The sequence below is a fragment of the Enterobacter sp. 22499 genome, assembly GCF_052044815.1.
GTDB lineage: Bacteria > Pseudomonadota > Gammaproteobacteria > Enterobacterales > Enterobacteriaceae > Enterobacter > Enterobacter bugandensis.
In genome coordinates this window covers 1-20,837 of record NZ_JBQENR010000012.1, presented here as the reverse complement: position 1 = coordinate 20,837, position 20,837 = coordinate 1, and the positions used below count along the sequence as shown (strand labels likewise).

The following is a 20,837-nucleotide window of genomic DNA, read 5'->3' as shown; positions in this document are numbered from 1 at the left end:
TGCTGTTATCCTGACGTCAATTCTTACCCCCTCCTTGAATGCTGTGAGGTAACGTCGTGGACCACCTGCCGATTTTCTGTCAATTACGCCATCGCTACTGCCTGCTTGTGGGCGGCGGCGATGTGGCTGAACGCAAAGCGCGCCTGTTGCTGGATGCTGGAGCCCGACTGACCGTCAATGCCCTCACCTTCGCTCCGCAGTTTGACGTCTGGGCTCAGGAAGGGATGCTCACGCTGGTGCAGGGGGAGTTTGATGAGTCCCTGCTGGATACCTGCTGGCTGACGATTGCCGCGACGGATGACGATGAAGTGAACCAGCGCGTCAGCGACGCCTGCGAAGCGCGCCGGATCTTCTGCAACGTGGTGGATGCGCCGAAAGAGGCCAGCTTTATCATGCCGTCGATTATCGACCGTTCACCGCTGATGATCGCGGTGTCTTCCGGCGGCCGCTCGCCCGTACTTGCCCGCCTGCTGCGGGAGAAACTGGAAGCTATTTTGCCGCAGCATCTCGGCCAGATAGCCCACTACGCCGGGCAACTTCGCTCCCGCGTGAAGCAAACCTTCTCAACCGTGGGTGAGCGTCGTCGCTTCTGGGAGAAATTTTTCGTTAACGACAGGCTGGCGCAGTCGCTGGCGAATCAGGACGCGAAAGCGGTTGAAGAGACGACCGAGCAGCTGCTGAGCGAGCCGCTGGATCACCGTGGTGAAGTGGTGCTGGTCGGGGCTGGTCCGGGAGATGCGGGTTTACTGACCCTGAAAGGGCTCCAGCAGATCCAGCAGGCGGATATCGTGGTGTATGACCGCCTGGTCTCCGATGACATCATGAACCTGGTGCGCCGCGACGCCGACCGCGTCTTCGTCGGTAAACGGGCAGGCTACCACTGCGTGCCGCAGGAGGAGATTAACCAGATCCTGCTGCGTGAAGCGCAAAAGGGAAAACGCGTGGTGCGCCTTAAGGGCGGCGATCCGTTTATCTTTGGCCGCGGCGGCGAGGAGCTGGAAACCCTGTGCAATGCAGGCATTCCGTTCTCCGTGGTGCCGGGCATAACGGCGGCGTCCGGCTGTTCAGCCTACTCAGGCATTCCGTTGACCCATCGCGACTACGCCCAGAGCGTGCGTCTGGTGACGGGCCATCTGAAAACCGGCAGCGAGCTGGACTGGCATAACCTGGCCGCTGAAAAGCAGACGCTGGTGTTCTACATGGGGCTGAACCAGGCCGCCACCATCCAGGCGAAACTGCTGGAACACGGCATGGAGGCTGATATGCCCGTTGCGCTGGTGGAAAACGGGACGTCAATCAAGCAGCGCGTGGTGAATGGCGCGCTGACGCAGCTCGGTGAGCTGGCGCAGCAGGTCGAAAGCCCGGCGCTGATTGTGGTGGGTCGCGTGGTTGAACTGCGCGATAAGCTGAACTGGTTCTCGAATCACTAACGCATATTCTCCCCCCTTCGAGTAGTCCTTAAGCGGACTACTCCCTTCATACCCCAGTCGATAACATACCGCTCGCATAGTGGAACTTTTCCATTTATTCCCTCGTGTTACATCCAATTTAAGATTTTTAGACAAGGAATGCGTATGTTCAAGCTGGCAAAAGCCGCCGTTCTGGTTGGCCTGTTATCGACTCTGACCGCCTGCACCGGTCACGTTCAAAATACTAAAAATAACTGCAGCTACGATTACCTGCTGCACCCGGCGATCTCCATTTCGAAGATCATCGGCGGTTGCGGCCCGGCGGCACAGCAGTAAGCGTTTTTCAGGCGTAAAAAAACCGGGGATTTCCCGGTTTTTTTATTGAGTCCGTATTTGTCGGGTGGCGGCTTAAGGTTTCGCCACAAACCCAATCGCCTCGTACACCGCTTTCAGAGTTTCGGACGCGCGCGCGCTGGCTTTTTCTGCGCCCTCTTTCATCACCTTCTGCAGGAAGGCTTCGTCGTTACGGTAGCGGTTGTAGCGCTCCTGCAGCTCGGTCAGCATGCCGGAAACCGCCTCTGCCACTTCACCCTTCAGGTGGCCGTACATCTTGCCTTCGAAGTGTTTTTCCAGCTCGGGAATGCTCTGGCCGGTCACGCCGGAGAGAATGTCCAGCAGGTTGGAGACGCCCGCTTTGTTCTGCACGTCGTAGCGCACCACAGGCGGCTCGTCGGAGTCGGTGACCGCGCGCTTGAGCTTTTTCACCACCGATTTCGGATCTTCCAGCAGGCCGATAACGTTGTTGCGGTTATCGTCAGACTTGGACATCTTCTTGGTTGGCTCCAGCAGCGACATCACGCGCGCGCCGGATTTCGGAATAAACGGCTCTGGCACTTTGAATACGTCGCCGTAAAGCGCATTAAAGCGCTGGGCGATATCACGGCTCAGCTCCAGGTGCTGCTTCTGGTCTTCACCCACCGGCACCTGGTTGGTCTGGTACAGCAGGATGTCGGCCGCCATCAGCACCGGATAGTCGAACAGGCCAGCATTGATGTTTTCAGAGTAGCGGGCAGACTTATCCTTGAACTGGGTCATGCGGCTCAGCTCGCCGAAATAGGTATAGCAGTTCAGCGCCCAGCCCAGCTGCGCATGCTCCGGCACGTGAGACTGAACGAAAATGGTGCTCTTTTCAGGATCGATACCGCAGGCCAGATAGAGGGCCAGGGTGTCCAGGGTAGCTTTGCGCAGCTTCTCAGGATCCTGACGCGCGGTGATAGCATGCAAATCTACGATGCAGTAAATGCAATGGTAGTCATCCTGCATGCTGACCCACTGACGCAACGCACCCATGTAGTTACCAATGGTCAATTCACCTGAAGGCTGTGCGCCACTAAAAACGATGGGCTTAGTCATTATTCAATTCCTGATGTTCACTGTGCGAAAGCCCGAGTGCGGGCAACAAATCTTTGAAGTGGTCGAACACAACATCCGGCTCACTCAGCGTAATGGCCTCACCGTAGTTGTAGCCATAGGTTAAACCGACGGAAGGACACCCAGCCGCTCGGGCAGCCAGAATATCATTACGCGAATCCCCGACAAAGAGCAGCTCCGCAGGCGTTAAGGATAATTTTCCTGCCACCAGCAATAGCGGCTCCGGATGCGGCTTTTTGTTCTGCACGTCATCCCCGCCTACAATCACGGAGAAATATTTCGCGATATTGAGCGCTTCCAGCAGCGGCGCAACAAACGGCGTCGGCTTGTTGGTCACCAGTCCCAGCGGGATGCCTTTCGCGTGCAGCACGCTCAGAGTTTCCTGGACGTCCGGGAACAGGAAGCTTCCCTCCTCTACGGCCTCTTCGTAGAAGCGATCGAACAGTTTGCGCAGAATACGCAGCTGCTCATCCTGCGGGATATCGGCGTGATCGACGCTTGGTTTCCCCTGCGCGGAACGTTGCGACGCGCGTTCCTGACGAGCCCACGTCAACGCGCGCTCCATCAGGACATCGGCACCGTTGCCAATCCACGTAATCACACGATCTTCGCCCGCAACGGGCAGTTCCAGTGCATACAGCGCCTGATCGACGGCGCTCGTTAAGCCCGGCGCGCTGTCCACCAGCGTGCCGTCGAGGTCGAATGCCACACCCCGAATTGCCTGCAATTTATCCATGACTTACCTTCGCCAGCTCGCGGCGCATTTCATCAATGACTTTTTTGTAATCCGGTTGGTCGAAAATTGCCGAACCTGCAACGAACATATCCGCGCCCGCTGCCGCAATTTCGCCAATATTATTCACTTTCACACCGCCGTCCACTTCCAGACGAATATCGTAGCCAGACTCGTCAATGCGACGGCGCACTTCGCGCAGCTTATCCAGCGTGTGAGGGATGAACGACTGACCGCCAAAGCCCGGGTTAACGGACATCAGCAAAATCACGTCCAGCTTGTCCATCACGTAATCGAGATAGCTCAACGGTGTTGCCGGGTTAAACACCAGCCCCGCCTTACAGCCGTTCTCTTTGATCAGCTGCAGCGTGCGGTCAACGTGCTCGGAGGCTTCCGGATGGAAAGTGATAATGCTGGCGCCCGCTGCGGCGAAGTCAGGCACGATGCGGTCGACAGGCTTCACCATCAGGTGAACGTCGATCGGTGCGGTAATACCGTAGTTACGCAGGGCCTTGAGCACCATCGGACCGATGGTCAGATTGGGAACGTAGTGGTTATCCATAACGTCGAAATGGACGACATCTGCGCCAGCTGCGAGAGCTTCCGCCGTGTCTTCACCCAGGCGGGCAAAATCGGCCGACAGAATTGAGGGGGCAATCAAAAACTGTTTCATCCGCATCTCCTTGAAATGTGTTTACCGGCGGGCAAAACGGCTCAGGGGCGATAAAGAGCCAGGAGTTCGTCCACCTTTTTACGTGTGCCGCCGTTGCTGCTAATGCTACGCCGCACCTTAACCTGAAAATGCTTCGCGGCTTTGTACCATTCGCGCGTATCAGGGGTATCGTGATTTGAAATTAACACCGGAATTCTTTTGCTGACCAGTTTTTCCGCCATCTCCGCCAGGCGGGCCTGTTCGGCCGGGCTGAAGCTATTGGTGTGGTAGGCGGTGAAGTTCGCCGTCGCAGACAGCGGCGCATAAGGCGGATCGCAGTAAACCACCGAGTTTACGCCTGCCAGTTCCATGCACTCTTCATAGGAGAGGCAGTGGAACTCTGCATTCTGCGCTTTCTTCGCAAAATGATACAGCTCGTCCTGCGGGAAGTACGGGCGCTTATAACGACCAAACGGCACGTTAAATTCGCCGCGCAGATTATACCGGCACAGGCCGTTGTAACCATGACGGTTGAGGTAAAGGAACAGCAGCGCGCGGCGGAACGGATCCTGGCTCTGATTAAATTCCGTGCGGAACTGATAGTAAACGTCAGGGCTGTTGTTCTCTGGCGTAAACAGCTTGCGCGCCTCTTCCACATACTCATCGGTACGCAGCTTAACGATGTTATAGAGGCTGATAAGGTCGCTGTTGATATCCGCCAGGATATAACGAGAAAAATCGGTGTTCAGGAACACCGATCCCGCACCCACGAAGGGCTCGATAAGACACTCGCCTTTTGGCAGGTGCTTTTTAATATCATCGAGCAGGGGGTATTTCCCCCCTGCCCATTTCAGAAAAGCGCGATTTTTTTTCATGCTGACTAACTGATTACACCTTCTCCGGCTGTGGAGAAAGCTCCGACAGCATCCTGCGCTTTAAACATTACTTCAGATCGGCCTGCACCTGATGAATCGGCTTCGCCCACGGGTTTTTCGCCTGAACGTCTGCTGGCAGTGTCGCCACGGCGCGCTTCGCTTCATCTTTGGAAGCATACACACCGCTCACCAGCACGTACCACGGCTGCCCGTTACGGGTTGTCTGATAAACCACGTAGTTTTTCAGATTCGATTTCTTCGCCCAGCCGTTGAGGTTGTCATAGTTAGACGAACTGCTCAACTGCAGCGTGTAGTTGCTGGACGGTGCAGATTTCAGCGAACCGACGTTGCCAGCTGTTTTACCTGCTGCAGCACTGGAAGCCGTCGCCGTTGCGGCAGGCGCAGCGGTGGCAGCAGGTGCCGTTGTGGTTGCCGTCGCTTTCGGCGCAGTCTGCGTGACTGGCGCTTTAGCCGGCTCGCTCACGGCAGCCGTTTCAGTGCGTTTCGGCTGTGCCGGTGCGGCTTTCACTTCAGGCGCTTTTACCACGGCCTGAGGCTTGGTTTCACGCTTCGGCTCAATGACCGCCTGCTTACGTTCAGGACGCGTCGCAGTTTGCGTCTGGCGCGGTTTAGTTTCCGTTGCTGCCGTCTGCGGCTGCGCGGTAGCACCGTGGATCGGCGCGACGGTTGCAGGTTCAGTTGGCAGCGTAGAGTTAACCACAACGTTATCAACCTGCTGCTGGTTTTGCGGCTGCATAAGCGCATTGTTCAGGTCTCCCTGAACTTCAACACGCTGCTGGCCTTCGGGCGTGACAGGTGCCTGGCCCTGAGCAGGCGTTGATGAAACGGGCGGCAGAGAAACATCCTGCGGCGTCGTTGTGTTGCTGGCAGTCTGCTCAGCGGAAGTGGTGCCCGGCGCTGGCTGTGCACCATTCGCCTGATCCGTCGCATCATTACCGGAGAGGTTGATGCTCTTCTCTGCGGAGGCGGTTTGTTCGGTTGAGTTGGTGGACGGTGCTTTCAGCGCAGAGCCAATTCCAACAATCAGCAGCACAAGCACCAGAACGCCAAGTCCCATCATGATGTACTGACGGGAGGCCGGTTTCTGCGCAGCGGCTTTTTTACGTTTACGCGGGCGACGCTCTACAGGCTGTTCGTCCATTGAATCTTCTTCGGACTCATAATCCTCTTCTTCTCGCTCATCACGCGCGTTGCGGCTGCGCGAAGGGCGACGATCGTCTGCATCCAGATCAACATCGTCAAAGTTGATCTGCGGCTCGTTATCACGTTCTGAAGATTGACGAGAACGACCAGTACGACGATCGCTGGGATCGGGTTTCAGCTCGTCTTCTGGTTTGAATTCATCCATTTAACACCCCACTCAAAGGCTTATGCCTACGTCTTTGCATTTCGCCTGAAGCTAAACGACCACCGATAACAGTGGCCTGACCTTTCTAGTTGTTACGCCTGCTGGCAATCAGCAATGGCGCCAAGAACGACATCGTGCGACACTCCGCCGCGCACTTCACTCTTCCCTATTGCAAGCGGGAGTACAAGACGCATCTCACCTGCCAATACTTTTTTATCGCGCATCATGTGGGGTAAATACGCCTGCGCCGACATCTCCTGCGGCCCGGTTACCGGCAAACCTGCACGTTCAAGTAGCGCAATGATACGTGCCGTCTCTTCCGGTTTAAACTGCCCAAGACGTTCAGAGGTGCGGGCTGCCATGACCATGCCAGCCGCGACGGCTTCACCGTGCAGCCAGTTGCCGTAACCCATTTCGGCTTCAATGGCGTGGCCAAACGTATGCCCAAGATTCAGTAAAGCACGTAAGCCGGTTTCACGCTCGTCTGCCGCGACAACTTCTGCTTTCAGCTCACAACAACGACGAATGCAGTATGCCAGTTTCGCCTCATCCAGGCGCAGCAGCGCATCCATATTCTCTTCAAGCCAGTTAAAGAACTCGCCATCCAGAATAATGCCGTATTTGATCACTTCAGCCAGGCCAGAGGCCAGCTCGCGTTTCGGCAGGGTTTTCAGACAGTCGAGATCCACCACCACCGACGCAGGCTGGTAGAACGCGCCAATCATGTTTTTGCCGAGGGGATGGTTGACTGCCGTTTTGCCACCGACAGAGGAGTCGACCTGAGACAGCAACGTGGTAGGGATTTGAATAAACCGAACGCCACGCTGATAGCTTGCGGCCGCAAAGCCGGTCAGATCGCCCACAACACCGCCGCCCAGGGCAAGCAGTGTTGTATCGCGACCGTGCGGTTTTTGCAGCAATGCGGTAAAGACGGTATCGAGTACCGTCAGGCTTTTATACTGCTCGCCATCGGGCAGAATCACATTGTCGACTTTTACGCCTGCCTGCTCAAGCAGGTGGCGCACGCGGTCGAGATAAAGCGGAGCCAGCGTCTCATTGGTGACCAGCATCGCCTGATCACCCGCTTTTAGTGGTAAAAAGGAAGCTGGGTCGTTAAACAAACCAGCCGCGATGGTGATAGGGTAACTACGTTCCCCGAGAGTAACTGTAATCCTCTCCATGACGCGACATCCACCTTTAATGCTTTTACCCGCAGGCGAGTGTATATAAAGCCAGAATCAGTTGCTTTCCAGCATATGAATAATCTGGTTTGCAACCACTTTAGCGCTCTGATCGTCAGTACGAATGGTCACATCGGCAATCTCTTCATACAGGGGATTGCGTTCGTCGGCCAACGCTTCCAGAACTTCGCGTGGTGGCGTTTCAACCTGCAGCAGCGGGCGCTTTTTATCGCGCTGCGTACGTGCCAGCTGTTTCTCAATGGTCGTCTCAAGATAGACCACTACGCCACGGGCGGAGAGACGGTTGCGGGTTTCGCGAGATTTCACAGAGCCGCCGCCTGTTGCCAGTACGATGCCCTGTTTTTCCGTGAGTTCGTTGATCACTTTTTCTTCTCGGTCACGGAAACCTTCTTCGCCTTCTACATCGAAAACCCAGCCCACATCAGCTCCGGTTCGTTTCTCAATCTCTTGATCAGAATCGTAAAATTCCATATTGAGTTGTTGAGCTAACTGACGCCCAATAGTGCTTTTGCCGGCACCCATAGGCCCAACCAGAAAGATATTGCGTTTCTCTGCCATTTTATCGGTACTACTAAGACTATTCGTTAATGGTAATCCCCGCTTCGCAGACACCCGGCGTAGCAGGACATGAACTGAAACCTCATATGCAATAGAGCGAGAGTCAGACTAAAAATTATCTCAATACTCCGGCTTGTTTGGCAACTGATTAAATCACCGCGCCGGACGCATAAGATAATAAGACGTAAGTCCAACTCAAATCGGTACTCCTTGTATGCTAATTCATGCCCCACGTCAAACATCTGCAACAAACTGAATGCAAAATCATTGCGGGGATCGTTACCCGTTAGTGAATACCGACCAGACGTGGCGTAATAAACACCACTAACTCACGCCGCTCATTATCTTTTCCATCATGGCGAAAAAGGTGTCCCAACCAGGGGATGCTCCCAAGCCCGGGCACGCTGTCACTGCCGGTTTTGTTCTTTTGCGAGAAAATTCCCCCCAGCGCCAGCGTTTCTCCACTTTTTACCTCCACCTGGGTTTCTATCTCCTGTTTATCGATGGCAAGCGTTTCGCCATCGGCCTGCTGCAGCACCTGTCCCGGCATGTTTTCACTGATGTGTAGTTTCAGGCGCACGCGCCCACCGGGCAATACTACCGGCGTGACATCCATTCCGAGTACCGCCTCTTTGAACTCCACCGAGGTCGCCCCGCTTTCACCGCTTGAAACCTGATACGGGATCTCACTCCCCTGCTTAATGCTGGCCGGTTGCATGTGCGAGGCCAGCAGCCGCGGGCTGGCAATGATATCGACCTGCTGTTTTTGCTCCAGCGCAGAGAGCTCCAGATCCAGCAGCCTGCCGTTAATCCGCCCGATGTTAAACCCCACATTCGTGGTAGCACTGGCTACAGAAAGATCGCTGCCAAGCGTCGTGAGCTGTCCAACCTTGCCCGCCTCAGTGGCCTCGGCAAGATTCCACTTCACCCCCAACTCTCGCAGGCTTTTTTCATTAATGGTGACAATGTGCGCCGCCAGTTCGACCTGCTCGACGGGAATATCCATCTGAGCCGCCCACTGCTGCAGCGCCTCCAGCACCGCCTGGTTATCCCTGATGAGCAGACGGTTGGTGCGTTTGTCGACAGATAAACTCCCCTTTGGGCTCAGGAGCTTTTCAGCCGCTTTTTGCAGTTCTCCGGCATCCGCATAAGAAAATGGGATGCTGTGCGAGACCAGCGGAGCATCAAGCTGTCGACGCGCTCGCTCCTGCTCTAAACGTTCCCGCTGTTCACGCTGCCAGGCCGCGGTATGGACATAATAAATACCGCCCTCCTCTCGTAAAACGAGTCCGGCGCTGGTGACTACCGTCTGTAACGCCTGCCGCCAGGAAACGCGCGTCAGGTTGAGCGAGAGCGTGCCGCCGACATCCGGCGATACCACCAGATTACGGTTCTCCTGCGCAACCAGCGCCTGTAGCACCTGAACCACCGGCACGTCATCCACCACCAGCGTGACCGGCTTTGGCGCGACTGCCCACAGCGGGCGGCTGAACGCCAGCAGCAACAGCACTATCCTTAACTTCATTTTTATCCTTTCCTTCTCGTTGCCACGCCCATTCTTCGGGATCGCATGTGTCACCCACATCAACAACCAGTTCCGTTTCATTGATGGCCGTTATCTGCCAGCCCGCCGGGAAACGATCGTGCTCTTTCAGACGATGCCAGCGCCGTTGCCCATCCAGCAAAATACCAACGCGCTGCTGCCCTCCCACCATTCCGCGGTAGTGCCACTGTGCCAGTTCGGCTGTGGCGCAGGGGTCGTCCGGCGGGCGAAACGGATCGCGCATGCCGGTCAACAGCAGCGCCGAGCAAACCAGCAGGTATCTCGCGCTATTTCGCATGTTCCAGCTCCAGCCTCAGGCGTAACGCCGTACTTTGTGGCGCAAGCGTGAAAGCAGCGACCCGCACATCCCGCTGCGCCAGCCGGGAAAAAAGAGGCGGGATCGCCTGCCACTGCGCCTCCAGCGCCAGTTCACCGCCGTTTTGCAACGGCTTCCAGTGAAGAAGCCTTGTGCCCTCCCCCTGAAAATCGAGCGGTGAAAAGGGCTTTATCTCCAGTGCCGTCCGGGTTTGCGGGCTAAACGGCACCTGACTGGCGGTGGGCCACAGCGACGCGTTAGTCCGCGCCGCCTGGCTCAACTGCTGCCGCTGATCCGCACACTGCCTCTCTGCTGGCCGGAGCAATACACCCCATGCTGTCAGGCCCATCAGGAGAATACCCAGCCCCCCGCAGACCAGCCGACACCAGGGACGACTTTCACACCAGCGTTCTAGCAAGGTCTCCACGCATTACCCCTCGCTTTTCAGGTGCAGAGTGAACATCCAGCGCCCCTGGCTATCCTGCCGGAGTTCCCCCTCAGAACCGGGCGTAAAGCCGTCTATGTGCTCCAGCCCATTACGCAAGGCAGAAAGCGCCTGCAGGGTAGTGGCATATCCGATCAACATCAGAGCAGGAGGCTGATAACGCAGCTCTGTCAGCCATACCTGCGCAGGCATGGCCTCAGAAAGTGACTCCAGCACCGGTTGCCATGCGCGGCGCTGCGGCGTGCCCGCAGGGTTTTGCACCTCTGCGGTGGGTCGCTGGCGAGACACAAGACCACGCTGCACGAACTGCGTACCCGCCAGTTGAGCCTGCAGCGCGCGCAGCGTTACCAGATGATTCATCCTTACGCTAAAAACGGCCATCAGCATGAGCAGCAATGCGCCGACAAATACGCCGCCCCAGAAACGCAGGCATCGCGCGCGCCGCTGCTGACGCCAGGGCAGGAGGTTGGTCACGTTCATTCAGGCACCTCGCTCATGGCCAGCGCCAGCGCGACGGTATAGTCAGCCCCGCATTCGGGAAGAGGCGCATGCCAGCGCTGCAGCGTTTCCCATGGGGTTCGTTCGGCATCAAAGAACGCGATGTCATTCTGATTGAGGGCCAGCAGCGCCGCCAGCTCAGTGACGTTTTCTGCTTCAGTGGTATAACGACGCCCCCACTGATGGCGCATAGCCCACAGCCAGTAATGCGCATCCCGCCAGGCGACGCACTGCGTCGGCGCTAACGCAGGCAGCAGGTTCGCCAGCGCGCTGGCATCCGGGGTGATGGTCGCCAGCCGCAAACGTAGCGTTTTCGCCAGATCAAGAAGCGTTTCAATCTCTTTGTTTTGTGCAGCAGTCACGTGAAACGTATTGCTGAAGGTGTCCTGGGTGTAGTCGAAACAGAGGGACTCTGTCGACATCTCCAGTTCGCGCGAAAGCGCCGCCCCCATCCACGAGAGCTGCTCGCTGTCGCGCAATGCAAGAGCCGGTCGGGGCAACGTTTTTTGCAGAGTCCGTGCAGCAGGAAAGGAGAGAAATACCCGGTGGTAGTGCGGGAGCGCTTTTCGCCAGTCGCGTAAGGCATCGGCCAGCGCTTCTGGCTGACAAATTTTGCCGTCACGAATGATGCCTTCGGCCAGAGAAATGGCCCACCAGCGGCGTAAGCACCAGCCGCCTCTCTCCCGGACCAGTGCCGTAATCAGCACCTTATCCTGTTGAATATGAACGCCCGTTTGCCATGTTTTGAAAGCCATGCTTCACGATCTCCTTATCGCCCGTCGCCTTGACGGCTATATCAATGAATCAGGCTTGCCTTTATACTACCGCGCGATTGTTTAGAAACTGCCCAAGTGAAACCAAATGGGAAATCTCCGGTGAAGTTCGTAAAGTATTTATTCATCCTTGCAGTCTGTTGCATTCTGCTGGGAGCAGGCTCGATTTACGGTTTGTACAAATATATTGAGCCACAGCTACCTGATGTCGCCACGCTCCGCGATGTGCGTCTCCAGATCCCAATGCAGGTCTATAGCGCCGATGGCGAGCTGATGGCGCAGTATGGCGAGAAGCGTCGTATCCCGCTGACCTTAAACCAAATTCCCCCCGTGATGGTGAAAGCTTTTATCGCCACGGAGGACAGCCGTTTCTACGAGCACCACGGTGTCGATCCGGTCGGGATTTTCCGTGCTGCAAGCATTGCGTTGTTCTCCGGTCACGCCTCCCAGGGGGCGAGCACCATTACGCAACAGCTGGCGCGTAACTTCTTCCTCAGCCCTGAAAAGACGCTGACGCGTAAGATCAAAGAGGTGTTCCTGGCGATCCGTATTGAGCAACTGCTGAACAAGGACGAGATCCTTGAGCTGTACCTCAATAAAATCTATCTGGGCTACCGTGCCTATGGCGTGGGGGCAGCCGCGCAGGTGTACTTCGGTAAGCCTGTTGAACAGCTCACCCTAAGCGAAATGGCAACCATTGCCGGTCTGCCAAAAGCGCCGTCCACGTTTAACCCGCTTTACTCGCTCGATCGCGCTACCTCACGTCGTAATGTCGTCCTGTCACGTATGCTGAGCGAAGGCTATATCAGCCAGAGCGAGTACGACCAGGCGCGTAACGACGTCATTGACGCCAATTATCACGCCCCTGAGATCGCCTTCTCTGCCCCTTATTTGACCGAAATGGTGCGCCAGGAGATGGTGAGTCGTTATGGCGACAAGGCCTATGAAGATGGCTATCGCGTGTACACCACCGTTACCCGTAAAGTGCAGCAGGCGGCTCAGGACGCGGTGCGCAATAACGTGATGGACTACGATATGCGTCACGGCTATCGCGGACCGTCGAACGTGCTCTGGAAAGTGGGCGAAAGCGCATGGGACAGCAAAAAAATCACCAGCACGCTGAAAGCGCTTCCAACCTATGGCCCGCTCCTTCCAGCCGTAGTGACGCAGGCCGATCCTCAGGAAGCCGTTGCGACGCTGGCGGACGGCACGTCCGTCTCCCTGCGCATGGACGGTATTCGCTGGGCGCGTCCATACCGTTCGGACACCCTGCAGGGGCCAACGCCGCGCAAGGTGACCGACGTGGTACAGGCCGGGCAGCAGATTTGGGTGCGCAAGTCAGGCGATGCCTGGTGGCTGGCGCAGGTACCGGATGTGAACTCGGCTCTGGTTTCCATCAACCCACAGAACGGGGCGGTAATGGCGCTGGTCGGCGGGTTCGATTTCAACCAGAGCAAATTTAACCGCGCCATGCAGGCGCTGCGTCAGGTGGGTTCCAACATCAAGCCGTTCCTCTACACGGCTGCGATGGATAAGGGACTGACCCTTGCCAGCATCCTAAACGACGTGCCGATCTCCCGCTGGGATGCCGGTGCCGGTTCCGACTGGCAGCCGAAGAACTCTCCTGCGGAGTATGCCGGTCCTATTCGTCTTCGCCAGGGTCTGGGGCAGTCGAAAAACGTGGTGATGGTGCGTGCCATGCGCGCGATGGGCGTCGACTATGCGGCAGAGTACTTGCAGCGCTTCGGCTTCCCGGCGCAGAACATCGTTCGCACCGAGTCGCTGGCGCTGGGCTCAGCCTCCTTTACGCCGCTTCAGGTCGCCCGCGGATACTCGGTGATGGCCAACGGCGGCTTCCTGGTTGACCCGTACTTCATCAGCAAAATCGAGAACGACCAGGGCGGCGTGCTGTTTGAAGCGAAGCCGAAAATTGCCTGCCCTGAGTGTGATATTCCGGTCATTTACGGCAATACGCCGAAATCCGAGGTGCTCGAAAACAAGGACATGGAAGACCCTGCCGTTTCTCAGGAGCAGCCAAATATCGTCTTGCCGCAGCCGCAGCTGGAGCAGGCTAACCAGTCGCTGGTGGCGCAGACCGGCGCGCAGGAGTACGCCCCGCATGTGATCAACACGCCGCTGGCGTTCCTGATCAAGAGCGCGCTGAACACCAACATCTTCGGTGAACCCGGCTGGCAGGGTACCGGCTGGCGAGCAGGGCGCGATCTGCAGCGCCATGATATCGGCGGTAAAACCGGGACAACTAACAGCTCGAAAGATGCGTGGTTCTCCGGCTATGGGCCGGGCGTGGTGACGTCAGTCTGGATCGGTTTCGACGATCATCGCCGTGATTTAGGCCGTACCACGGCATCCGGCGCGATTAAAGATCAGATTTCCGGCTACGAAGGCGGCGCCAAAAGCGCGCAGCCGGCCTGGGATGCCTACATGAAATCCGTTCTTGAAGGCGTGCCGGAGCAGCCGCTGACGCCGCCACCGGGCGTGGTGACGGTCAATATTGACCGCAGCACCGGCCAGCTCGCTAACGGCGGTAATAGCCGTGCCGAGTATTTTATCGAAGGTACGCAGCCAACCACACAGGCGGTGCATGAGGTGGGTACAGAGATTATTGATAACGGCGAAACGCACGAGCTGTTTTAAGCATAAAAATGCCCGGTAAAAACCGGGCAAAGAATTGCAGGCCGGGTAAGGCGAAGCCGCCACCCGGCTTTTTTATGGCCTACAGCCGCCCTTGCCCCTTCAGCCACTCGCGAACCAGGAACAGCGCGCTCACGTTGCGAGCCTCGTTAAAGTCAGGGTCTTCAAGCAGATCCATCAGATGCGCCAGCGGCCAGCGAACCTGCGGCAGCGGCTCTGGTTCATCTCCCTCCAGCGATTCAGGATAGAGATCTTCAGCCACCACAATGTTCATTTTGCTGGAAAAATAGGACGGCGCCATGCTCAGCTTTTTCAGGAACGACAGTTCGTTCGCGCCAAAACCCACCTCTTCTTTCAGCTCGCGGTTTGCTGCTTCAAAGACCGTTTCACCCGGATCGATGAGCCCTTTCGAGAACCCAAGCTCGTAAGATTCCGTCCCCACGGCGTATTCGCGGATCAAAATCAGATGATCGTCGACGATAGGGACAATCATCACCGCTTCGCGCGAAGAGGGGCGCATACGCTCATAAACACGACGCACACCGTTGCTGAACTCCAGATCCACACTCTCGACGTTAAACAGGCGCGATTTGGCGACAGTTTCAACGTGCAGAATGGTGGGTTTTTGTAGTGGTTTGCTCATCTTGATGGGGTCTTAGCAGTGTGAACTGGCGTTATTGTGCGATATGCCGCACGGTTTCGGCAATGTCAATTGTTCTTTATTTACATTTATGCAACGCAACAGGGATCAATCCTCAATTCAAAACAAATGTCAAGAGGTTGAAATGTTTCCAGGAATTTGCTGATATCGCGCCATGACAGGCTTTGCTATCATCACCGGTCACTGGGATGCGCTTTAGAATGCTCAAGTTCGACTCCATACTTGCCGATAGCCAGCCACAGACTCTCATTCAATGTAAAGGTGCTACTGACTACACCTGTAAGATAAGTAAGATGGGGAAAGCATGAGCACCATTTTGATTGTTCTCGCTGCTATGCTGGTCAGCGCATTGATTGCAGGGTGGCTGTACAGGCGACGCATACAGCGCCGTTACCGGCTGCCCTTTTTAAATGCCTTCGCGGGTGCGACAACGCGTAAACTCACGCAAGACGAGCGCGATGCAGTTGAAAACTATCTCGAAACGCTGAACCGTTCTCAGTTAACGCCTGGGCCGACGGGAGCCACGACTGCACCTGTCGCGCTTAAGCTTAACGCGCAAAGTGACACCGTGCTCTGCGTGACGCGCTCCATCACGCGCTACGGCATTACGACTGACGACCCCAACAAGTGGCGCTACTACCTGGATTCGGTTGAGGTGCATCTGCCTCCGTCCTGGGAGCAGTACATTAACGACGAAAACAGCGTTGAGCTGATTCACACCGATTCGCTGCCGCTGGTAATCTCGCTCAACGGCCATACCCTGAATGACTATCTTCACGAAGCCCCGCGCTTTGCGCTGGAACGCGCGAGTTCAACGCAGGCCTCTATTCGTGGTGAAGAGACCGAGCAGATTGAGCTGCTGAATATTCGTCAGGAGACGCATGAAGAGTACGCCCTGAGCCGTCCGGACGGTATTCGTGAAGCCATCCTGATCGTTGCCGCTTTCCTGCTCTTTTTTGTCTGCCTGCTGACGCCGGACGTCTTTGTCCCATGGCTGGCGGGTGGCGCGGTGTTGCTTCTTGCGGCCGGGCTGTGGGGGCTCTTTGCCCCGCCGGCCAAAACCTCGCTGCGGGAGATCCACTGCCTGCGCGGCACGCCAAAGCGCTGGGGCCTGTTCGGTGAGAACGATCAGGAGCATCTCAACAATATCTCACTCGGGATTATCGACCTGATCTACCCGCGCCACTGGCAACCGTGGATTGCGCAGGATTTAGGGCAGAAAACCGATATTGATATCTATCTTGACCGCCACGTTGTGCGACAGGGGCGCTTCCTGTCTCTGCATGATGAAGTGAAAAATTTCCCGCTTCAGCACTGGCTCCGCAGCACGGTCATCGCCGCCGGCGCCGGGCTGGTGTTTATCATGCTGCTGCTTTTCGTGCCGCTGGATATGCCCATCAAATTTACCCTGTCGTGGATCAAAGGCGCGCAGACCATCGAGGCGACCAGCGTCAACCAGCTCGATGAAGCGGGTGTACGGGTGGGCGATACGCTGCGCCTGAAAGGCACCGGAATGTGTAATATCCATACCCCGGGAGCGTGGAACACGCGCCAGAATTCACCGTTCACGCCGTTCGACTGTTCGCAAATTATCTGGAACGACGCCCCGCCGCTGCCGCTGCCGGAATCCGAAGTGGTGAATAAAGCCACAGCGCTGACCCAGACGGTCAACCGCCAGCTGCACCCGAAACCGGACGATGATTCACGCGTTAGCCCCGCGCTGCGTTCCGCCATCCAGAAATCAGGCATGATTCTGTTGGATGATTTTGGCGACATTGTCCTGAAAACCCAGGACTTATGCTCCTCGCAGGATGAGTGCATACGCCTCAAGAACGCGCTGGTTAACCTCGGGAACAGTAAAGACTGGGACTCGCTGGTGAAACGCGCCGAGGCGGGACGACTGGATGGCGTCAACGTGCTGCTGCGTCCGGTCAGCGCGGAATCGCTTGATAACCTGGTCGCCACCTCGACATCGCCGTTTATGATGCGCGAAACCACCCGGGCGGCTCAGGCGCTCAACAGTCCGGCACCGGGCGGCTTTGTGATTGCCAGCGATGAAGGCAGCGACCTGGTCGATCAGCCTTACCCGCAGGTAGCGCTTTATGACTACCCGGCCCAGGAGCAGTGGAGCCAGTTCCAGCGTCTGGCGCAGATGCTGATGCAAACGCCGTTCAGTGCCGAAGGGATTGTCACAAGCATCTACACCGACGCCAACGGCACACGCCATATCGGCCTGCACCGGATGCCGGACAGCGCAGGATTGTGGCGTTACATTGGCACCTCTCTGCTGATGATCGCCATGCTGATCGCCATTTTCTGGAACGGTTTTATGGCCCTGCGCCGCTACCAGCGCTCCCGCACGCGTCTGGCTGAGATCCAGCAATATTATGAGAATTGCCTCAATCCTAAGCTGATCCCCTCCTCTGAGAGCCTGATCTGATAACGTCGTTGCGCGACAAGATGTGCTACCCTGTCGCGCACGTTTCTTCTGGCTGGAGTTCCCCCCTATGCATCTTGATATCGACTGGCAGCAGGTCGACACCGTTCTGCTGGATATGGACGGCACGTTGCTCGATCTCGCCTTTGATAACTATTTCTGGCAAAAGCTGGTGCCGGAAACCTATGGTGAGCAGCAGGGTATCTCCCCGGCAGAAGCGCAGGCGTTCATTCGTTCGCAATATAGCGCAGTGCAACATACGCTAAACTGGTACTGTCTGGACTACTGGAGCGAGCGCCTCGGTTTGGATATTTGTGCCATGACCACTGCCCAGGGACCACGCGCCGTGCTGCGCGAAGATACGGTTCCCTTCCTGGACGCGCTGAAAGCAAGCGGCAAGCGCCGTATTTTGCTGACTAACGCGCATCCACATAACCTGGCCGTGAAGCTGGAGCATACGGGACTGGCGTCGCACCTTGATTTATTACTTTCCACCCACACATTTGGTTATCCGAAAGAGGATCAGCGGTTGTGGCATGCGGTGAAGGAAGAGACCGGCCTGCAGCCGGAGCGCACGCTGTTCATTGACGACAGCGAGCCTATTCTGGATTCTGCGGCAACGTTTGGCATTCGCTACTGTCTGGGTGTCACTAATCCTGACTCTGGCCTGGCTGAAAAAAGCTATCTGCGCCATCCGGGACTGAACGACTACCGCCAGATGATCCCCTCACTGACCGTGAAGGAGACGCCATGAAAGAAAAGCCCTCAGATGGGGTAAGACTGGATAAATGGCTGTGGGCAGCCCGTTTTTATAAAACGCGCGCCCTTGCCCGTGAAATGGTTGACGGCGGTAAAGTGCATTACAACGGCCAGCGCAGCAAGCCGAGCAAGCTGGTTGAGCTGAACGCCACCTTAACGCTGCGCCAGGGCAACGACGAACGTACGGTAGTGATTAAAGCCATTACCGAACAGCGGCGGCCCGCATCGGAAGCCGTACTGCTTTACGAAGAGACGGCTGAAAGCGTTGAAAAGCGCGAGAAGACCGCGCTGGCGCGCAAAATGAATGCGCTGACCATGCCCCACCCGGACCGGCGACCGGATAAAAAAGAGCGCCGCGATCTGATGAAATTTAAACACGGTGAGAGCGAGTAACCCTCACCCGCACGAGAGATGAAAATGGCCCAACACGACCAATTACACCGCTATCTGTTTGAACAATTCGCCGTGCGCGGCGAGCTGGTCACCGTATCCGAAACCTGGAAACAGATTCTGGAAAACCACAACTACCCGCTGCCGGTGAAGACCCTGTTGGGCGAACTGCTGGTTGCCACCAGCCTGCTGACCGCAACGCTGAAGTTTGCCGGTGATATCACCGTGCAGCTGCAGGGTGACGGCCCGATGACGCTGGCGGTGATCAACGGCAATAACCAGCAGCAGATGCGCGGCGTAGCGCGCGTTCAGGGCGACGTTCCTGAAAATGCTGATCTCAAAACGCTGGTGGGCAATGGCTACCTGGTGATCACCATCTCCCCGGAGGAAGGTGAACGCTATCAGGGCGTGGTCGGTCTGGAAGGCGATACCCTGGCAGCCTGCCTGGAAGATTACTTCATGCGCTCCGAACAGCTGCCGACGCGTCTGTTCATCCGTACCGGTGAAGTGGACGGCCAGCCTGCTGCGGGCGGCATGCTGCTGCAGGTTCTGCCAGCGCAGGACGCGCAGACCAATGACTTTGAGCATCTGGCGACGCTGACCGAAACCATCAAGGCGGAAGAGCTGTTCAACCTGTCGGCGACCGACGTGCTGTGGCGTCTGTACCACGAAGAAGAAGTGACCGTGTACGATCCGCAGTCCGTGGAGTTTAAGTGCACCTGCTCGCGCGAGCGCTGCGCTGGCGCACTGAAAACTCTGCCGGATGAAGAGATCGACAGCATCATGGCTGAAGACGGCGAAATTGATATGCACTGTGACTACTGCGGTACGCACTACGTGTTCAATTCAATGGATATCGCCGAAATCCGCAATAACGCCTCTCCGGCAGATCCGCAGGTTCATTAATACGCTACCCCTCACCCTGCCCTTTCCCTTGTACAGTCCGGGGACATGGTAGACAGGTGTTCGGGGACATGGTGAACACTTTTTAACATCCTTTACCCATGGTGATCGACTTTTTCTTCAGGTCGATCACCCCCACTTTCGTGCTGTACCACCACACTTCATAGCAGCCGTCATCCTGCGTCTCCCTCAGCCCGACCCGTTCTCCCCTGAACGCCTTGCCTGCGCTCAGACTGACACCCTGTATGCTCAGCTTTCCGCTGACATCCACTTTCCTGACCTTCACCCCTTCATCGTACTCAGGTGGCGTTACGCTGCCGCTGTACTGCCGGGCAGACGGCTGATAACGCGAGGCCGGTACCGCCATATCCAGCGCCTCGTGCGGGCGTTCAAGGTTGTACACCGTGCGCCAGTGATCGAAAGCGCGTTGCAGCTCTCCGCTGTCCGCGAACCATTTTCCCTGCAGCACTTCCGCCTTCAGGCTGCGGTGAAAACGCTCCAGCTTGCCCTGCGTCTGCGGATGATAAGGCCGGGAGTGCCCCACCCGGATACCGTGGCGCATCAGCCACAGCTCCAGCGCCGTCCAGGTGCCGGTGGTGTCGCCCCACGGTGAGCCGTTGTCCATCGTCATCCTGTCCGGCAGGCCGTAGCGTTCAAACGCGCTGACCAGCTGCTGCTGCACGGTCTCGCGCCGTTCATCGGTACAGTGCGCCAGGCACAGGGAAAAACGGGAGTGGTCGTCCAGCAGGGTGAGCGGATGGCAGCGGCCACCGCCAAAGGGAAAGTGGCCCTTAAAATCCATCTGCCAGAGCCGGTTCGGCGCGTCATGTTCGAAGCGTCCCGTAGCCGGAACGCCCGGTGATGCGCCCGGCAGCAGACCGTGACGGGCCATCAGATTATGGACGGTGCTGAAGGCGGGCATACGGTGCCCCTGGTCTTCAAGCCAGCGCTTAATCTTGCGGGCGCCCCAGCGTTGATGACGGTCATGCGCCATGCGCAGCAGGGCCGTGATGTCGTCAGATGAGCGGTTCGGGGAATGATGAGGTGCGCGGGAGCGGTCCTGAAGACCGGAGGCACCTTCCTCAGCCCAGCGCTGAAGCCACTTGTAGCCGGTGGCAGGAGAAATGCCGAACTGACGGCAGAGGAAACGGATGTTCGCCCCGTCCTGCGAGGCGAACAGCACAAACTCGGTACGTAATGACATGGTATCTCTCGCATCCCAGGGCATAAG

The 20,837-nt window shown here is 57.0% G+C and carries 21 protein-coding genes; 7 read left to right on the top strand and 14 right to left on the bottom strand.

The window, feature by feature from the left end; genetic code table 11:
- Positions 1-56 precede the first annotated feature (56 nt).
- Together cysG and ACTJI7_RS22215 are read left to right on the top strand one after the other, a co-directional pair.
- Positions 57-1,430, top strand: coding sequence for a siroheme synthase CysG (gene cysG, locus ACTJI7_RS22220; RefSeq protein WP_063155648.1), 1,374 nt, complete (start codon positions 57-59; stop codon positions 1,428-1,430).
- Positions 1,431-1,574: 144 nt separating this feature from the next.
- Positions 1,575-1,745: a YhfL family protein gene (locus tag ACTJI7_RS22215; RefSeq protein WP_008503029.1), complete on the top strand. Its 171-nt coding sequence runs from the start codon at positions 1,575-1,577 to the stop codon at positions 1,743-1,745.
- A 72-nt stretch (positions 1,746-1,817) separates the two neighbouring features.
- On the opposite strand, the gene trpS is transcribed toward ACTJI7_RS22215, so the two are convergent.
- From trpS to ACTJI7_RS22155, 12 genes are all read right to left on the bottom strand, one after another.
- Positions 1,818-2,822, bottom strand: a complete 1,005-nt coding sequence (gene trpS, locus ACTJI7_RS22210; RefSeq protein ID WP_041911924.1) for a tryptophan--tRNA ligase — start codon at positions 2,820-2,822, stop codon at positions 1,818-1,820.
- Entirely contained in the window at positions 2,815-3,576 is a 762-nt protein-coding gene (gene gph, locus ACTJI7_RS22205) for a phosphoglycolate phosphatase (RefSeq protein ID WP_048959300.1), read from the bottom strand. The genes trpS and gph overlap by 8 nt, the downstream gene beginning before the upstream one ends.
- Positions 3,569-4,246, bottom strand: a complete 678-nt coding sequence (rpe, locus tag ACTJI7_RS22200; protein ID WP_023333698.1) for a ribulose-phosphate 3-epimerase — start codon at positions 4,244-4,246, stop codon at positions 3,569-3,571. The genes gph and rpe overlap by 8 nt, the downstream gene beginning before the upstream one ends.
- Positions 4,247-4,287: 41 nt before the next feature.
- Complete coding sequence (gene dam, locus ACTJI7_RS22195) at positions 4,288-5,100, bottom strand: adenine-specific DNA-methyltransferase (protein WP_028014659.1); 813 nt, start codon at positions 5,098-5,100, stop codon at positions 4,288-4,290.
- A 67-nt stretch (positions 5,101-5,167) separates the two neighbouring features.
- The gene (damX, locus tag ACTJI7_RS22190) at positions 5,168-6,469 is read right to left on the bottom strand and encodes a cell division protein DamX (RefSeq protein WP_041911922.1); all 1,302 of its coding nucleotides are present in this window, start codon (positions 6,467-6,469) and stop codon (positions 5,168-5,170) included.
- A 92-nt stretch (positions 6,470-6,561) separates the two neighbouring features.
- On the bottom strand, positions 6,562-7,650 hold the full coding sequence (gene aroB / locus ACTJI7_RS22185; RefSeq protein ID WP_048998971.1) for a 3-dehydroquinate synthase: 1,089 nt from the start codon (positions 7,648-7,650) through the stop codon (positions 6,562-6,564).
- Between the two features lie 57 nt (positions 7,651-7,707).
- Positions 7,708-8,229 carry a shikimate kinase AroK gene (gene aroK / locus ACTJI7_RS22180; protein ID WP_003861630.1) on the bottom strand — a complete coding sequence of 174 codons (522 nt, stop codon included), beginning with the start codon at positions 8,227-8,229 and terminating at the stop codon, positions 7,708-7,710.
- A gap of 286 nt (positions 8,230-8,515) precedes the next feature.
- On the bottom strand, positions 8,516-9,754 hold the full coding sequence (gene hofQ / locus ACTJI7_RS22175) for a DNA uptake porin HofQ (protein ID WP_440671038.1): 1,239 nt from the start codon (positions 9,752-9,754) through the stop codon (positions 8,516-8,518).
- Positions 9,666-10,070, bottom strand: a complete 405-nt coding sequence (locus ACTJI7_RS22170; RefSeq protein WP_199887122.1) for a HofP DNA utilization family protein — start codon at positions 10,068-10,070, stop codon at positions 9,666-9,668. Before ACTJI7_RS22170 ends, hofQ begins: the two co-directional genes overlap by 89 nt.
- The gene (locus tag ACTJI7_RS22165; RefSeq protein ID WP_047367192.1) at positions 10,060-10,515 is read right to left on the bottom strand and encodes a HofO family protein; all 456 of its coding nucleotides are present in this window, start codon (positions 10,513-10,515) and stop codon (positions 10,060-10,062) included. The genes ACTJI7_RS22170 and ACTJI7_RS22165 overlap by 11 nt, the downstream gene beginning before the upstream one ends.
- Positions 10,516-10,518: 3 nt before the next feature.
- Positions 10,519-11,013, bottom strand: coding sequence for a PilN domain-containing protein (locus ACTJI7_RS22160; protein ID WP_224066056.1), 495 nt, complete (start codon positions 11,011-11,013; stop codon positions 10,519-10,521).
- Positions 11,010-11,786: a DNA utilization protein HofM gene (locus ACTJI7_RS22155; RefSeq protein WP_224066057.1), complete on the bottom strand. Its 777-nt coding sequence runs from the start codon at positions 11,784-11,786 to the stop codon at positions 11,010-11,012. Before ACTJI7_RS22155 ends, ACTJI7_RS22160 begins: the two co-directional genes overlap by 4 nt.
- Before the next feature lie 120 nt (positions 11,787-11,906).
- Here ACTJI7_RS22155 and mrcA point away from each other — a divergent pair, with 120 nt between their 5' ends.
- Positions 11,907-14,459: a peptidoglycan glycosyltransferase/peptidoglycan DD-transpeptidase MrcA gene (gene mrcA / locus ACTJI7_RS22150; RefSeq protein ID WP_440671039.1), complete on the top strand. Its 2,553-nt coding sequence runs from the start codon at positions 11,907-11,909 to the stop codon at positions 14,457-14,459.
- A 79-nt stretch (positions 14,460-14,538) separates the two neighbouring features.
- Here the strand turns inward: mrcA and nudE are convergent, their stop codons facing one another.
- Positions 14,539-15,099 (bottom strand): ADP compounds hydrolase NudE, encoded by a 561-nt coding sequence (gene nudE / locus ACTJI7_RS22145; RefSeq protein ID WP_028014666.1) that lies wholly within the window; start codon positions 15,097-15,099, stop codon positions 14,539-14,541.
- 322 nt (positions 15,100-15,421) lie between these two features.
- Between nudE and ACTJI7_RS22140 the strand changes: the two genes are divergently transcribed.
- From ACTJI7_RS22140 to hslO, 4 genes are all read left to right on the top strand, one after another.
- On the top strand, positions 15,422-17,557 hold the full coding sequence (locus ACTJI7_RS22140) for an intracellular growth attenuator family protein (protein ID WP_028014667.1): 2,136 nt from the start codon (positions 15,422-15,424) through the stop codon (positions 17,555-17,557).
- 67 nt (positions 17,558-17,624) lie between these two features.
- Positions 17,625-18,308 (top strand): GMP/IMP nucleotidase, encoded by a 684-nt coding sequence (gene yrfG / locus ACTJI7_RS22135; RefSeq protein WP_028014668.1) that lies wholly within the window; start codon positions 17,625-17,627, stop codon positions 18,306-18,308.
- The gene (gene hslR / locus ACTJI7_RS22130) at positions 18,305-18,706 is read left to right on the top strand and encodes a ribosome-associated heat shock protein Hsp15 (protein WP_028014669.1); all 402 of its coding nucleotides are present in this window, start codon (positions 18,305-18,307) and stop codon (positions 18,704-18,706) included. The genes yrfG and hslR overlap by 4 nt, the downstream gene beginning before the upstream one ends.
- A gap of 18 nt (positions 18,707-18,724) precedes the next feature.
- Positions 18,725-19,609, top strand: coding sequence for an Hsp33 family molecular chaperone HslO (gene hslO / locus ACTJI7_RS22125; protein ID WP_161495995.1), 885 nt, complete (start codon positions 18,725-18,727; stop codon positions 19,607-19,609).
- A gap of 82 nt (positions 19,610-19,691) precedes the next feature.
- Here the strand turns inward: hslO and ACTJI7_RS22120 are convergent, their stop codons facing one another.
- Entirely contained in the window at positions 19,692-20,834 is a 1,143-nt protein-coding gene (locus ACTJI7_RS22120; protein ID WP_028013617.1) for an IS481 family transposase, read from the bottom strand.
- Positions 20,835-20,837 lie beyond the last annotated feature (3 nt).